Genomic DNA, 13,411 nt, shown 5'->3' with positions numbered 1-13,411 from the left:
CCACGTTCTGAAAGCGGACAGCTGTTCTATGCACGAGCTGTGAAGACCCCAATGTGCGCCGCACTTCGCACTTTTGCTATCGATCGCGTCACGTATATTTTCGCCAAGCACAACTGCCCCGTCGAAAGGACCGTTATGGATACCAAGCAGCAACTCGTCAATGCCCTCGCAGGCCTGGGCTCAACCATTACCGAAGCTATGGATGTCATCGAAGGCTTTGTCCCCTGTGGACATCCCGCCCTCACGGTATCGAATGCACTCGTCGCGCTGGACGCTAACGATGATGTGGCTCTCGCCCAGCAGCTTGAGACCGTCGAGGGCTTTATCGACCACGTGAGTGAGAACCGCGGCGTGGCCGCCTACCACGGTATCGAGGTCGAGCTCGCGGGTCCCAAGGCCGATCTGTTCGCAGCAATCCGCGAGGTAGGCGCCCTTATGCAGACCGCAGGCGTCAAGAACACCCAGGTCAACGAGTGGGTCTACCGCAGTCTGGCCGCACTCGACAGCTCCGACGAAAAGGCAGCCGAGCAGCTTGCAGAAAGCCCCGCCATTAAGGCCGAGCTTTTGTAAATAGCACACGCGGGTCCCTTGGCGCATCGTCGTCCAAGAGGCCCGCAAGCAGTTCGCGTCAACCGATAGCCGCCCCGCCGCGTTCGGCCAAGGCCAAAATCGGCATCATTTGGCGCGGGGTCTTTGCTGCAAGATCGGCATGTTCGAGCAGTTTGCGATCGTTGGTCACCAAGTAATCGACCTGCGCGCGCTTGCACGCGGCGAGCACCAAGTTGTCCTCGTAATCGCGATGGAGCGCTAAGTATTTGTCGGCCAGCCAAAGGTCCGACGCATCTGCACCCACGGCCGTGGCGTTTTCGGTCATGTTCCGAACAAACGCCAGCGCCGCATCGCCAATCGCGCGGGCAGAAGCCTCGCCGAGCGCTCCCCCGCTGGCAAGAACGCTGCGCTTCAGTTCGTGCTGTACAACATACAGTACGTCCTTGGCGATATGCACCGGAAAGAACAGCAATGCCCCCGCCTCCGTCGCCTGCCCAATAAACGCACGCGCGGCAATCGACTCGGCATGGTCGGCGCAAAACGAATCAACCCATACGTTGGCATCCAAATGCAAAAGACCTGCGCCCGGACGACACCGATGCCGTCTGGGCGCAGGCCAGATAACGTGGGCGAACACGTCTGCTAACGCAGGTAAGCCTTTGCGTTGCCCAGGCTGTAGGCAATCGTCGAGCCGTTGTGCAGCAGTGACGACGCCTGCGGGGTAATCGCGCCGGTAATGCCCAGTGCCAAGAGCGCTGAGTTGGTGAGCATCACCTTAGAATAGGAGCTCGTCAGACGGTCGATGAGACCCTGACTCATGCGGCGCAGGCGCACGATCGCGGCAAGATCCGTATCGGTCAGGATGATATCGGCGACCTCCTTGGCAATGTCGCTTCCGCCGCCCATGGCCAACCCCACATCGGCCAAACCGAGCGCCGGCGAATCGTTGACGCCGTCGCCCACCATGGCAACGTGGCGCCCCTCGCCCTTAATGCGCTCCACATACGCGTACTTGTCCTCGGGCAGCAGCTCGGCCTTAAACTCGTCGACGCCCGCCTCTCGCGCAATGCGCTCGGCCGTGCGCTCGGAGTCGCCCGTGAGCATAACGACATGCTTGACGCCCAGCGCATGCAGGTCGGCGATTGCCTCGCGGACCCCGGGCTTGAGCGGGTCCTCGATACCGAGCACGCCGACGACCTTTCCATCGACCGCCAGATACAGCGGCGACAGGCCCTGCATCTGGGACTCGATTTGCTCCTTAATGTCGGCCTCGAGCTGCGCGCTCTCGTCCTCAAACACAAAGTGTGCCGAGCCGATAATCGCGCGACGCCCTTCGATGGACGAAGCGATGCCGTGCGCCACGATGTACTCGACGGCGGCATGACGCTCGCGGTGCTCGAGCCCGCGCTCGCGGGCGGCGTTGACCACGGCACGCGCCACCGGATGCGGAAAATGCTCCTCCAAGCAAGCGGAAAGGCGCAGGACCTCGTCCTCGCTCCAGCCGTCGGTCGTGAGCACGCAAGCTAGGCGCGGCTGGGCCTCGGTCAGCGTACCGGTCTTGTCAAAGACAATGGTATCGGCCTTGGCAAACGACTCAAAGTACTTAGCGCCCTTGACCATAACGCCCATCTTGGCAGCATCGCTCATGGCAGTCATGACGGCAACGGAACCCGTAAGCTTGAGTGCGCACGAGTAGTCGACCATCAGCGCTGCCGAAGTCTTGATGAGGCTGCGCGTGGTAAGAGCGACAAGACCTGCAAGCAAGAAATTCCACGGGACGATCTTGTTGGCAAGGTCCTCCATATGCGACTGGCCCTCGGACTTGAGTGAATCGGCCGTCTGCACGAGCGAGACGATCGATCGGAGCTTGGTCTGAGCCGTGTTGGCGCGCACGCGCACCAAGATGCTGCCGTCTTCCACGACGGTCCCGGCGAACACGTCATCGCCTGCGCTGCGCTCGACGGCAAGCGGCTCGCCGGTCAGGGTCGCCTGGTTGACCATGGCGCTCCCCTGTTCGACCACGCCGTCAATGCAGATGGACATGCCGGTGCGCACGGCCACCAAGTCACCGGGCTCAAGCTCGGTCGCGGCAACGCTTACCTCGGTGTCGCCGACCACTTTTTGTGCCTTATCGGGCACGTCGAGCAGCGAGTTGATGAGCTCGTTTTCGCTCATGGCGCGCGTGTAGTCCTCGAGCAGCTCACCCACGTTGAGCAGGAACATCGTCTGGCCCGCGGTGTCGACATCACGCTTGACGAACGAAATGCCGATGGCCGAAGCGTCGAGCACGGGAACGGTCAGGCGAGGCTGCGCCAGCTCATGAAGGGCAGCGCGCAAAAAAGCCATGTAACCGGCCACGACAAACACCGCACGCAGAGGCGTCGGCAAGAACCAGCGACGTGCGTAATGGGCACCGACGAGTGTCGCCAGGTCCATAACGAGTTTGTGCTTGCGTGGCTCAAGCTGCATCACGTAACCCGTCTTTGCGTCGGCAATGGCCTGAGCGTCGAGCGCACCGACGGCGGTCAGCACGGCATCGCGGCGCGGCTCATCATATTCGAGCGCCATCTGGCCGATGCGGCCGTAGACGCGCACCTTGCGCACGCCGTCGATTTCGCCGCCAAGCTTAAGAAGTGCATCGAGATCGCTCTCTGGCACAGGACCCGCCAATTGAAGACGGGTCCTGCCGGGGATCTCGCTGATAATCGAGAATCTCATAGTTTGTGCCTGGGAGCGTTACTCGGCTGCCTCGTCAGCAGCGGCCTCGCTCTGGGTGATGTAGGCAGCCTCGGCAACCATGTCGTCGACATTAGCCTTGGCCTGCTCGACCATGTCCTGGTAGCCGTTCTTGATGCGCATGCCGCACGCGATACCCTGCACGCAGGCATTCTTGACCGGAGCGCTGGTAAGCAGCTTGATGCCGGCCGTGCCGAGCAGAAAACCGCCACCAACAAGCAGGGTGTTAAACGTCGACTTCTTCATGTTGCTTCTCCCTTTTGCCGCATTAGACGCGGCACGGTGCCTCAGCACCCGAGTAAATAAGTTTGCTCGAGCACACTTTTGGAAAATAGTTTAGTTTATCTAACTATTAAGGTCAACAAAGGTTAACCCTTTGAAAATCTTGAGGCGCGGAACAGCCGACTTCTGGCGATCCGCCTGCCGCAGCGTACACCTCCGGCATCCAAGAAAGGCTCTCCCCCGACCCAACAAATCGAGGTCTAATACTTTTCCGCGAAGTGAACGAGTGAAATCGGACCCCCGAAACATCTGCATTTTTCGCCAGCAAAACCGCAGGAAAAACTCGACAAAACCGCAGGAAACAGAGCCAGAAAAGTGTTGATGTTTCAGGGGTCCAAAATAGGTCGTTCACTTCGCGGAAAAGTATTCACCTTCGTTTGCCACATCCATAAAGAATGAGAGCGCCATCGGCGCCCTCATTCACCAAATTCCATTCAGCCCCGCCCGACCCGAACGGCCGAGTCGTCACGGAACCGAGGGGCCGGGCGCAGGGCCTTGCCTCTCAATGAGTTCCCCTCAAAACAATGGGCGTGCCGACGGCACGCCCATTCACTCTATTCCATTCAGCCCCGCCTGACCCGAACGGCCGAGTCGTCTGGCCGGGGAAGCCCCGAGTCGCCGGGGTGTTTGCTCCAAATGTTAGCGCCGGGCGATTTTAGCCGCTAATAGTCAAACTATTTTGACCAATCCCGGTCACCGAATAATGGCCACCGTGCCTCCCCGCCGCCACTACGCTGGTGGTGCCAACACGCCGGCGTTAGGAGGACCATTGAGGTGAACGAGAGACACGATGACCTACAGGAGATTATAGACGCGGCGCTCCGGGAGATGGCCGCGGAGGAGGGCGACGGGTTCGACCCGCAGGCATGCAACCTCGCGGAGTTCTGCAGGAGGACGGGGCTCACCCGCTCCCGCGCGAGGACGGTCAGGGCACACGGGTTCAGGGCCCTGCCCCACGGGAACAGCGGGAGGAGGGCCGCGCCGGGCGTGCTCGCCGGCCACACCGGCCTGGTGGACGACCTCCTGCGGAAGGGCGTCACCAACTCGCAGGTGATATTCGAGCGGCTGCTCGGCCAGGGCTACGCCGGCGGCCTCACCACGGTGAAGACCTATATCGCCGCGCACCGGGACCTCGTGCCCGCGAAGAGGCGGCAGGCGGCCCCGCAGGGCTGCCGCGGCCAGCGCTTCAGGACGGCGCCCGGAGAGGCCTACCAGATGGACTGGGGCTTCGTCGCGGTCGAGCGCCCTGGCGGGGAGCGGGCGCGGATCGCCTGCTTCGCCATGGTCTGCCACCATTGCGGGGGCGCCCACGTCGAGTTCTTCCCGAACGCGCGCCAGGAGAACCTCCTCATCGGGATGCTGCACGCGTTCTCGGCGCTGGGCGTGCCCGCGACCGTGCTCACCGACAACATGAAGAGCGTGGTCGTCCGCCGCGATGCCGACGGCCGGCCCGTCTGGCAGGCCGACTACGCCGAGTTCATGGGCGTCGTCGGCTTCCGCACCAGGTTGTGCAGGCCGCGCCACCCCTATACGAAGGGCAAGGTGGAGAGGCTCGTCCGCTTCGTGAAGGGGAACTTCCTCGCGGGAAGGTCCTTTACCGACCTTGACGCCCTCAACCGGGAGGCCGCCCTCTGGTGCGCCGAGCAGGGAGGCCGCTGGCGGCGCGCGGCGGCATGCGTCCCGATGCGCGAGCACGAGGCGGCGTGCTCGGCGAACACCAGGCCGCTCGAGGTCACGGCCGAGGTCGAGCGGTACCTGTGCCCGCGCCGGAAGATCTCCTTCGACGGCTTCGTGAGCTTCGAGGGGCACCGCTACGGCGTGCCCTACTGGTACGTCCGCCGCGAGTGCAGGGTGAACCGGGAGGGGCGCGTGGTGCACATATACAGCGACGACCTCTCCCGCGAGCTCGTCGCCCACGCCGTCGGCACCGGCGCCGACAGCTGGTGCGAGGGGCAGTGGGAGACATCGCCGGCGCAGCCCGAGGAGCTGCCGACCCAGCCGGTGGGGACCGTGGTCGAGCAAATCGCCCCGCCCAGGACGAAACCCGGTTTCGAGAGGTTCGACTTCGGGAGGGCCGAATGATGGCGGGCGCGGGGGCGAGCCCCTACGAGCTCGCGAGCGACGCCGCGTCGAGGCTCGGGATCGCCGTCGGGGCGGAGGAGCTCGCGACCCTCGCCTCGGACCTCGACCTCGGCGACGGGGAGATGGCCGCCGTGGCAGCCACCTTCTCCTACCTTGCGGAGAAGAGGAGGCTCGCCTCCATCGAGACGCTGCTGAGGCTGAGCAGGCTGCCCAGGCGCGAGCCCAAGACCTTCGAGGGCTTCGACTTCTCCAGGATCCAGGGCCGGGACGCGGCCGCGCTGGGCAAGCTCCCGTCGCTGGCCGACCTCTACGCGCACCGCAACGTCGCCTTCGTCGGGCCCGGCGGCATAGGGAAGACGCACCTCGCGCAGGCCTACGGGCGCGAGTGCTGCATGCGGGGGCTCAAGACCTACTACATAAAGGCGACCGAGCTCAGGGACAGGTTCCAGAAGGCCGTCCAGCGGGGAAACACCTCGCGGGTCGTCTCCTCGCTCGTCAAGCCGTCGTGCCTCATCGTTGACGAGGTGGGGAGATGCGTCTACGACAGGCCGTGCACCGACCTGTTCTTCGATGTCGTCGACAGGCGCTACGAGAAGGAGGGGCCGAACGCGATGGTCCTCACGAGCAACATCGCCCCGAGCGGGTGGGATGAGTTCTTCACGGGCGACGACACGCTCCTCTGCGCCCTCGACAGGCTGTTCGACAAGGCGTCGGTGTTCGTGATGCGGGGCCCGAGCTACCGCGGCAGGGAGCTTGACACCTACTCGGTGGAGGCCGTCCCCCAGGCGGTGAAGGTGAGGGGGATCCAGCCCGAGGGGATGTAGGAATGCGATAGGAAAGTCATAGATGCGGGCGTGTTGGCTAAAATGGGTCGGCCGGGATTGGTCAATCTCGGCCGACTATATTTGGCTAAATTATTCCGGCGCTAACACAAATGAGTTCCGCATGCAAAGAAGGCCACTAAATGTGGCCTTCGTCTTGCATAGGACTGTTTGAAATTTGGAGGAAATACCCCGGCGACTCGGGGCTTCCCCGGCCTCGCAGCTACGAGAGCGACGTTCTCAGCAACTCGTTGAAGAGCTTGGGGTTACCCTTGCCGCGGCTCGCCTTCATACACTGGCCCACCAAAAAGCCGATGACCTTCTGGTTGCCGTCACGATACTGCTGCGCCTGATCGGCACAGTTTGCCAGGACTTCGTCCACGATCGGCTGCAGCGCGCCGGCATCGCTCACCTGACGCATACCACGCTCGTCGACGATCTTGTTGGGATCGTCGCCGGTTTGGGCCATGGCCTCAAAGACCTCGTGCGCCTGGTTGGAGCTGATAGCATCGGTCGCCAGCAGCTTGGCAAGGGCTGCTACCTGAGCCGGCGCGATGCCGGATTCGGCGAGCGACACGCCCGCGCCCTTAAGGTAGGCGATCATCTCGTTGACCAGCAGGTTAGCGACCGTCTGGGCCTCTTTGCCGGCCATACCGGCAGCAGCGGCCTCAAAGAAGTCGGCAAACTCGGGGTCGCCGGCGATTTGCTCGGCATCCGCCGCCTTAATGCCAAAGTCGGCCTCAAAACGGGCGCGCTTGGCATCGGGCAGCTCGGGGATCTCGCCACGGCAACGGTCGATGAACTCGTCGTCCAGATCGAACGGCGCCAGATCGGGGTCGGGGAACAGGCGATAGTCGTCGGCCGTTTCCTTCACACGCATGACCACGGTGCGCTTGCGGCTGGGCTCCCAGTGGCGGGTCTCTTGATAGATGATGCCGCCCTCCTCGAGTACCTCGGCCTGGCGGCAAATCTCGTAGGCAAGGCCGTCGTGCAGGCTCTTAAATGAGTTGAGGTTCTTGAGCTCGGTCTTGGTGCCCAGCTTGGTCTCGCCGCGGCGGCGAAGCGACACGTTGCCGTCGCAACGCATGGAGCCCTTCTCCATGGAGCAGTCCGAAATGCCCAGCGTCACAAAGATGCGACGGAGCTTCTCCATAAACAGGCGAGCCTCCTCGGGCGTACGCAAGTCGGGCTCGGTCACGAGCTCAATCAAAGGCGTGCCGCAGCGGTTGTAGTCGACGAGCGACTCGGCCGCGGCGGTAATGCGGCCCTCGGCACCGCCCACGTGCACCATCTTGGCTGCGTCCTCCTCCATGTGGATGCGCAGGATGCGGATGGGCACCGTGTAGGAACCGTCCTCGCGACGCTCGGGCATCTGCAGGTTGGACGCGTCATAGCTGGCCAGGTGGCCGGCGCGCTGGGTGCCCTCGCGCATGGTCGACGTCATGGACGTGGACAGGCCCTCGGCGTTGGCCGAGGCGCTCGCCAGGCTCTGGGCCTCGGCCTCGCCAAATGCGCAGTCGGGGCGCTCGGCGGCACCGCGACCGGTCACGTCCAGGTCCAGGTGACCGTACATGGCAAAAGCGACCGGACCCTGCGTGGTTTGGAAGTTCTTGGCCATGTCGGGGTAGAAGTAGTGCTTGCGGTAGAACATCGAGTGGCGCTGGATCTCGCAGTTGGTGGCGAGGCCGGCCTTGACGATGCTCTCGATGGCGCGCTTGTTGGGCACCGGCAGGGCGCCGGGCAGGCCCAGGCACACCGGGCACACGTTGGCGTTGGGCTCGTCATCGTGGCTGAGCTTGCAGTTGCAGAACATCTTGGTATCGAGTGCGGTGAGCTCGGTATGGATCTCCAGGCCGATCACGGCCTCCCAATCCTGCAGGACCTCGGAAAGCTCCTTCATTACAGCTCGCCTCCCTTCCCGGCAAATTCGGGCGCGACGGAAAGCGCGGGCGCACCCGTGGCGGCATCGGCAAAGCCGCGCTCCAGGGCGCGGGCAAACGTGAGCAGTTGACGGTCCTTAAACGCCGGACCCACCAGCTGGGCAGAAACGGGCAGCTGAGTATCCTCGCCCAGGCCCAGCGGCACCGAGATACCACCGTTGCCGCAAATGTTGAGCGAGATGGTGTACAGGTCGGAGAGGTACATCTGCGTGGGGTCGCTGATCTCGCCAAACTTAAAGGCCGTGCGCGGCGAGGCGGGCATGAGAATAGTGTCCACCTTGGCATACGCGGCGTCGTAGTCCTGCGTGATGAGCGTGCGGGCCTTTTGCGCAGCGTAGTAGTACTTGTCGTACACGCCCGAGCTCAGCAGGTAGGCGCCGAGCATCTGACGTCGCTTGGCCTCGGCACCAAAGCCGTGGGCGCGCGAAAGCGAGCTCTGGTCGGACAGGTTGGCGCAGCCCTCCTCCTGATAGCCGTAGCGAATGCCGTCGAAGCGGGCCAGGTTGGAGAACGCCTCGGCCGGGCCGATGACGTAGTAGGCGGCGATAGCGGCGTCCAGGTGCGGCAGGTCGACCTCGACCAGCTCGGCGCCCTGGTTCTGCAGCTCCTGGGCGGCGCGCTGAACAGCGGCCTTGACCTCGGGCGTCAGGCCCTCGGCCTCCATAAATGCGGGGATGATGCCCACGCGCTTGCCCTCGATGCTGTTGTTGAGATGCTCGGTAAAGTCGACGGCGCAATCCTGGCTGGTGCAGTCGTACGGATCATGGCCCGCGCCGGTAAGCGCGTTCATGGCCAGCGCGACATCCTCGACCGTGCGGCCAAAGGGGCCCACCTGGTCGAGCGACGAGCCAAAGGCGACCACGCCGTAACGGCTCACGGCGCCATACGTGGGCTTAAAGCCCACCACGCCGCACAGCGACGCCGGCTGGCGAATGGAGCCGCCGGTGTCCGAGCCCAGCGAGAGCGCGACCTCGCCCGCGGCGACGGCGGCAGCGGAGCCGCCCGAGGAGCCGCCGGGCACGCGCTCGGTATCCCAAGGGTTGTTGGTGCGGTGGAACGCTGAGCTCTCGGTGGAGCTGCCAAAGGCAAACTCGTCCATGTTGGCCTTGCCCATGGGCAGGCAGCCGGCATCGAGCATGCGCTGGACGCAGGTGGCGGTGTAAACGCTCTGGTAGTCCGCGAGCATGCGGGAAGCGCAGGTGGTGCGCGTGCCCACGAGGTTCATGTTGTCCTTGATGGCCAGCGGCACGCCCGCAAGCGGGGGCAGCGGCTTGCCTGCGGCACGGTCGGCATCCACGCGCGCAGCAGCCTCGAGCGCAAGCTCGGGCGCCACCTGCAGGAATGCCTGGACCCCGCCCTCGCGCGCCTCGATGGCAGCAAGGGAGGCCTGGGCCACCTCGGTAGCGGTAAAGTCGCCGGCGGCAACGCCCGCGGCGATCTGGGCGGCGGTAAGGGAATCGAAGCTTAGCGCCATTATTCGCTCTCCCCCTCTCCCAAAATGGACGGCACGCGGAAGTAGCGCTCACGCGCGCTGCCGGCGTTTTCAAGCGCGACGTCGAGCGGCAGGTCGCGCTCGGGCTCGCGCAGGTCGTCGCCCATCACGTTGGACAGGCTTCCGATGGGATGGAACGTGGGCTCCACGTCGGGTAAGTCATATTGCAGGACGGGCTCGAGCATCTGGACGGCGTCATTCATGTAGGACGTCATCTGGGTGAGCTCGTCATCGGTCAGTGCGATCTTTGCGTACTCGGCGATGCCGCGCACGTCTTTCTCGCTGAGTGCCATAGGCGCTCCCTTCCGCATAACAGATAAACCGCTCTAGTATACAAGGCAACGCCGCTTGGAGCAGGCGCTTTACCCAAATGCAGCGAAAACGTAACGAGGGCGGCGGGTTGGCAGGCTGCGGGCTGGCGATTCTGCAGCGAAAACCGCGCCGTCCATAGCGAAAACCATCCCACCCGCAACGAAAACCATCACAACATTCGACGCTTTTCGCCAAAATCGAGATTATCATCGAATGTTGTGATGGTTTGGAAGTCCCGACCACCACAAAGGTGCCTGTCCCCATTGTGGTGGTTCTGGAGAATATCTTATGCCGAGGCCTTGGCCTTGCGGCGCTTGCGGCCCGCGTGGATCACGATGTCCAGCAGCAACAGCACAATGGCTACGACCACGATGAGCACGGCAAACTCGCGCTTGCCCCAGTGGCGGCCAGCCAGCGACTTTTGCTTGTCGACGTCCTTCTTGCTGTACTTGGTGCGCACGCAATGCACCAGCAGACGATGGTCGTTCACGCCGTAGGGCGTACAGGTGACGAGCGTCACCTTGTCGGCGCCGGGCTCGATGGTCAGCGACTCCATCTCCTCGGGCAGCACCACCTCGGAGTCCACCATCTTATAGGCGAGCGTCTTGTTCATGGTGCGCAGCAGCACCAGGTCACCGGGCTCCAGCGAGTGAATGTCGTCGAACATGCTCAGGTTGCGCATGCCCGAGTGCGCGGTGAGCACGCAATGCGTCGAGGTGCCACCCACCGGCAGGCTCGTGCCCTCCAGGTGGCCGACGCCCGCCATAAGGACCTCCTCGCTCGTGCCGTGGTAGATGGGCATGCTCACATCGATGGAGGGGATCTCGACCCAGCTCATCATGGGGTCGCGGTCAAAGATAAGTTGCTGAGCGTAGGGCTCGATCTGGTCGGCGGGAAGCTCGGTGGCCTCGCCCGCCAGCTGCTCGTTAAAGGAGCGCGCCTGCAGCAGGATGCGCTCGCGCTCCTCGGCAGACAGCGCGTCCACGGTGCTGGACACCGTGCTGATCTGGTTGAACACGCCCGAGGCCTCGAGCCGGTCCAAGATCCACGGCCAGGTCATAAGGCCCACGCCAATAAGGATGATGACGATGGTGATGAGCCGGTCGGCCCAGCGCGGCAGTCGCTTGCGACGGCGCTTGCCGCCCGCGGGCTTGGAGTGTTTGTTTGCACGTGACATCGGCCACACCACTTTCGTCAGGTTGCGCTAGAGAGCTGCACCAAGCAGGATAGCGCAGCGCGGGCTCGCAGATACAAAACGGGGCAAACTCCAGTGCGGAGTCTGCCCCGAAAAGTGAATGGCAAAGCAAGAACGTGGATGGACGAGAAAAGTGTCCGCAAGTCTCATGGCCATCACATCCCACCTGCCAAAGGGATGGGTGAGCGAGCGTTACTCCTGCTCGGACTCCTCAGCCTGCTTACGGCTGCGGATGAGGTGCGCCACGCCGATGCACAGCACCGCGCCACCAGCGATCCAAGTGAAGGTCACGCCGTTGAGGCCGGTCAGCGGGAGGCCGACGGACTTGGTGTTGCCGACGTTGATGGTGATCTCACCGGTGGCGGCGTTGGTGCCGGTGCCATCCGTACCGGTCAGCTTATTGTCTCCGTCATTGCCGTCGAGCTTACCGAAGGCGATGTCGGTGCGGCCCTCGTCGGCCTTGGAAACCGCCGCCGTGAGGCCCGTCACCTTCATGCTCGCGTCATCATACGTCGCGGTGATGGTGAAAGTGAAGGGGTTGGCCTTGGTGTACTTCTCATTGGGAGCCTGGACCTCGGTCACCTTGTAGGAGCCTTCATCGAGACCTTTCACGGCAATCTGGCCATTATCGCCAGACGTGAACTTCACGTAACCGGGAAGGCTGGTGGTGCCGGCAACGGTCACGAGCTGGCCCGCGACGACGCCCGCGGTGGGGTCGTCCTTCGAGGCGATATACTGGCCTTGAGTGTTCGCATCATCGGACTGGATGGTGAAGACGGCGCCCGCAAGGCCCCTCTCGGTGCCCTGGTCGACCTTGTTGAGGTTGAGCTTGAACGCGAAGTCGGCGACGGTATCCTCGATCGTCTCGCCCGTGCCCTCGGCATACGGGTTGTTGGAGTACTCGAGCTTGACGGTGTTGGGGTTACCGCCCTTGTTGCCGTCGGTTGCGTTGCCGATCACGGCGTTGCCGTTGAGCTTGGCCTTGTAAAGGACAACGATCTTGGTGTCGGCGTTCACGTCACTGACGTCCTTGAGGCCCTTCTTGCCGTCTCCGGTCTTAAACTCGACCGTCAGCGTGTTGTTGTTGCTAGCATCAGCATCCGTCACGGTATAATTGCTCGACTTAATCTCGCTGTAAGTCTCGCCGTTCAGCGCGTACACCTTAACCGAGCCTTTGACATAGTCAAGGCCATTGGAAAGCCCGTCGGTGAACTTGTAAGCATACGTGCCAAAGGTAGCGTAGTTGCTGGCGATCGTGCCGGTAAGCTTGTAGTTAACTTCCTGGCCGATCTGGGAATCGGCGACATCATTCCATTTGTTGGAGCCCTTGATGTCGGCGGCATCGGCGGCGTCGGCATCGTCGAGGACCTTCTTCTCGACAGTGGGCACGCCCTTCTTTGGCATAACGGTCTTCGCGTTCACGCCGTCGATCACGGCGTAGACGGGAGAGGTGAACACATCGGTCGACTTGTCAGCAGGCTTACCGGGAGTAGCGGTGAGGAAGAGCCAGTAGCCGGCGCCGAGTCCGGAAAGGGATGCACTGCCCTCGCTCGTCACCTTCCAGGCGGTGCTGCTCTTCAGGCCATCGGCGATTAGACTGAGAACGTTGTCGCTAGCAACCTTCGAATCGGTCCCGGTAACTTCAGATTTGATGCTAAGCCAATCGGCAGCATCCTGTGCGTTCTCGCTATCGTAGGATGTATCCTTTGTCTTGATGGCGTTTACGACAGCAGTTTGGGCTTCGGAGCTGGCCCATTCGATGCTACTCACCGTCGTATTCCCACCGGTCGTCGTGACCTTTGCCTTGAAGATCTGGATACCCTTATAGGTCGTGGACGCAGTGTAATCGGCGTCCTCGAACGTGACGGTCGACCCCGTTCCCTCGGCAAACGCCATGGTCACCGGCGCCATAACTCCGCCGAAGCTCAGCGCTGCTGTGAGGCCGGCGGTTACTGCCAGGCGTGCGATGTTCTTGCTCATGCTCATCTTCTTTTCCTCTGCT

At 62.9% G+C, this 13,411-nt stretch carries 11 protein-coding genes; 3 read left to right on the top strand and 8 right to left on the bottom strand.

Annotated features, from left to right (window positions below; all coding sequences use genetic code 11):
* The first annotated feature begins 135 nt into the window (after nucleotides 1-135).
* Nucleotides 136-570: a hypothetical protein gene (locus LCQ44_RS05220; RefSeq protein WP_225093233.1), complete on the top strand. Its 435-nt coding sequence runs from the start codon at nucleotides 136-138 to the stop codon at nucleotides 568-570.
* A 58-nt stretch (nucleotides 571-628) separates the two neighbouring features.
* On the opposite strand, the gene LCQ44_RS05215 is transcribed toward LCQ44_RS05220, so the two are convergent.
* The 3 genes from LCQ44_RS05215 to LCQ44_RS05205 form a co-directional block, all read right to left on the bottom strand.
* Entirely contained in the window at nucleotides 629-1,186 is a 558-nt protein-coding gene (locus LCQ44_RS05215; protein WP_225093232.1) for a type II toxin-antitoxin system VapC family toxin, read from the bottom strand.
* Between the two features lie 5 nt (nucleotides 1,187-1,191).
* Complete coding sequence (locus LCQ44_RS05210) at nucleotides 1,192-3,207, bottom strand: heavy metal translocating P-type ATPase (protein WP_225093231.1); 2,016 nt, start codon at nucleotides 3,205-3,207, stop codon at nucleotides 1,192-1,194.
* Nucleotides 3,208-3,285: 78 nt separating this feature from the next.
* Nucleotides 3,286-3,531, bottom strand: coding sequence for a DUF6110 family protein (locus tag LCQ44_RS05205; RefSeq protein WP_055250999.1), 246 nt, complete (start codon nucleotides 3,529-3,531; stop codon nucleotides 3,286-3,288).
* 810 nt (nucleotides 3,532-4,341) lie between these two features.
* Between LCQ44_RS05205 and istA the strand changes: the two genes are divergently transcribed.
* Both istA and LCQ44_RS05195 read left to right on the top strand, forming a co-directional pair.
* Nucleotides 4,342-5,649 (top strand): IS21 family transposase, encoded by a 1,308-nt coding sequence (gene istA / locus LCQ44_RS05200; RefSeq protein WP_035138955.1) that lies wholly within the window; start codon nucleotides 4,342-4,344, stop codon nucleotides 5,647-5,649.
* Nucleotides 5,646-6,473, top strand: a complete 828-nt coding sequence (locus LCQ44_RS05195) for an ATP-binding protein (RefSeq protein WP_006235234.1) — start codon at nucleotides 5,646-5,648, stop codon at nucleotides 6,471-6,473. The genes istA and LCQ44_RS05195 overlap by 4 nt, the downstream gene beginning before the upstream one ends.
* Before the next feature lie 220 nt (nucleotides 6,474-6,693).
* Here the strand turns inward: LCQ44_RS05195 and gatB are convergent, their stop codons facing one another.
* From gatB to LCQ44_RS05170, 5 genes are all read right to left on the bottom strand, one after another.
* The gene (gene gatB / locus LCQ44_RS05190; protein WP_225093230.1) at nucleotides 6,694-8,370 is read right to left on the bottom strand and encodes an Asp-tRNA(Asn)/Glu-tRNA(Gln) amidotransferase subunit GatB; all 1,677 of its coding nucleotides are present in this window, start codon (nucleotides 8,368-8,370) and stop codon (nucleotides 6,694-6,696) included.
* Complete coding sequence (gene gatA / locus LCQ44_RS05185; RefSeq protein WP_225093229.1) at nucleotides 8,370-9,884, bottom strand: Asp-tRNA(Asn)/Glu-tRNA(Gln) amidotransferase subunit GatA; 1,515 nt, start codon at nucleotides 9,882-9,884, stop codon at nucleotides 8,370-8,372. The genes gatB and gatA overlap by 1 nt, the downstream gene beginning before the upstream one ends.
* Nucleotides 9,884-10,195 (bottom strand): Asp-tRNA(Asn)/Glu-tRNA(Gln) amidotransferase subunit GatC, encoded by a 312-nt coding sequence (gene gatC / locus LCQ44_RS05180; RefSeq protein ID WP_117716772.1) that lies wholly within the window; start codon nucleotides 10,193-10,195, stop codon nucleotides 9,884-9,886. Before gatC ends, gatA begins: the two co-directional genes overlap by 1 nt.
* A gap of 305 nt (nucleotides 10,196-10,500) precedes the next feature.
* Nucleotides 10,501-11,391, bottom strand: a complete 891-nt coding sequence (locus LCQ44_RS05175; RefSeq protein WP_225093228.1) for a class C sortase — start codon at nucleotides 11,389-11,391, stop codon at nucleotides 10,501-10,503.
* 210 nt (nucleotides 11,392-11,601) lie between these two features.
* Nucleotides 11,602-13,389, bottom strand: coding sequence for an isopeptide-forming domain-containing fimbrial protein (locus LCQ44_RS05170; RefSeq protein WP_225093227.1), 1,788 nt, complete (start codon nucleotides 13,387-13,389; stop codon nucleotides 11,602-11,604).
* Between the last annotated feature and the right edge of the window lie 22 nt (nucleotides 13,390-13,411).

Origin of the sequence: Collinsella aerofaciens (assembly GCF_020181355.1) — a bacterium.
Taxonomy (GTDB): domain Bacteria; phylum Actinomycetota; class Coriobacteriia; order Coriobacteriales; family Coriobacteriaceae; genus Collinsella.
Note: the sequence above shows the minus strand (reverse complement) of the source record. Positions and strands in the feature narration are given on the sequence as shown.

What these genes read in the sequence shown, in the direction of transcription:
- LCQ44_RS05220 (WP_225093233.1), top strand. Translation starts at nt 136, where the DNA reads ATGGATACCAAGCAGCAACTCGTCAATGCCCTCGCAGGCCTGGGCTCA.
- LCQ44_RS05205 (WP_055250999.1), bottom strand. Translation starts at nt 3,531, where the DNA reads ATGAAGAAGTCGACGTTTAACACCCTGCTTGTTGGTGGCGGTTTTCTG.
- LCQ44_RS05195 (WP_006235234.1), top strand. Translation starts at nt 5,646, where the DNA reads ATGATGGCGGGCGCGGGGGCGAGCCCCTACGAGCTCGCGAGCGACGCC.
- gatB (WP_225093230.1), bottom strand. Translation starts at nt 8,370, where the DNA reads ATGAAGGAGCTTTCCGAGGTCCTGCAGGATTGGGAGGCCGTGATCGGC.
- gatA (WP_225093229.1), bottom strand. Translation starts at nt 9,884, where the DNA reads ATGGCGCTAAGCTTCGATTCCCTTACCGCCGCCCAGATCGCCGCGGGC.
- gatC (WP_117716772.1), bottom strand. Translation starts at nt 10,195, where the DNA reads ATGGCACTCAGCGAGAAAGACGTGCGCGGCATCGCCGAGTACGCAAAG.
- LCQ44_RS05175 (WP_225093228.1), bottom strand. Translation starts at nt 11,391, where the DNA reads ATGTCACGTGCAAACAAACACTCCAAGCCCGCGGGCGGCAAGCGCCGT.
- LCQ44_RS05170 (WP_225093227.1), bottom strand. Translation starts at nt 13,389, where the DNA reads ATGAGCAAGAACATCGCACGCCTGGCAGTAACCGCCGGCCTCACAGCA.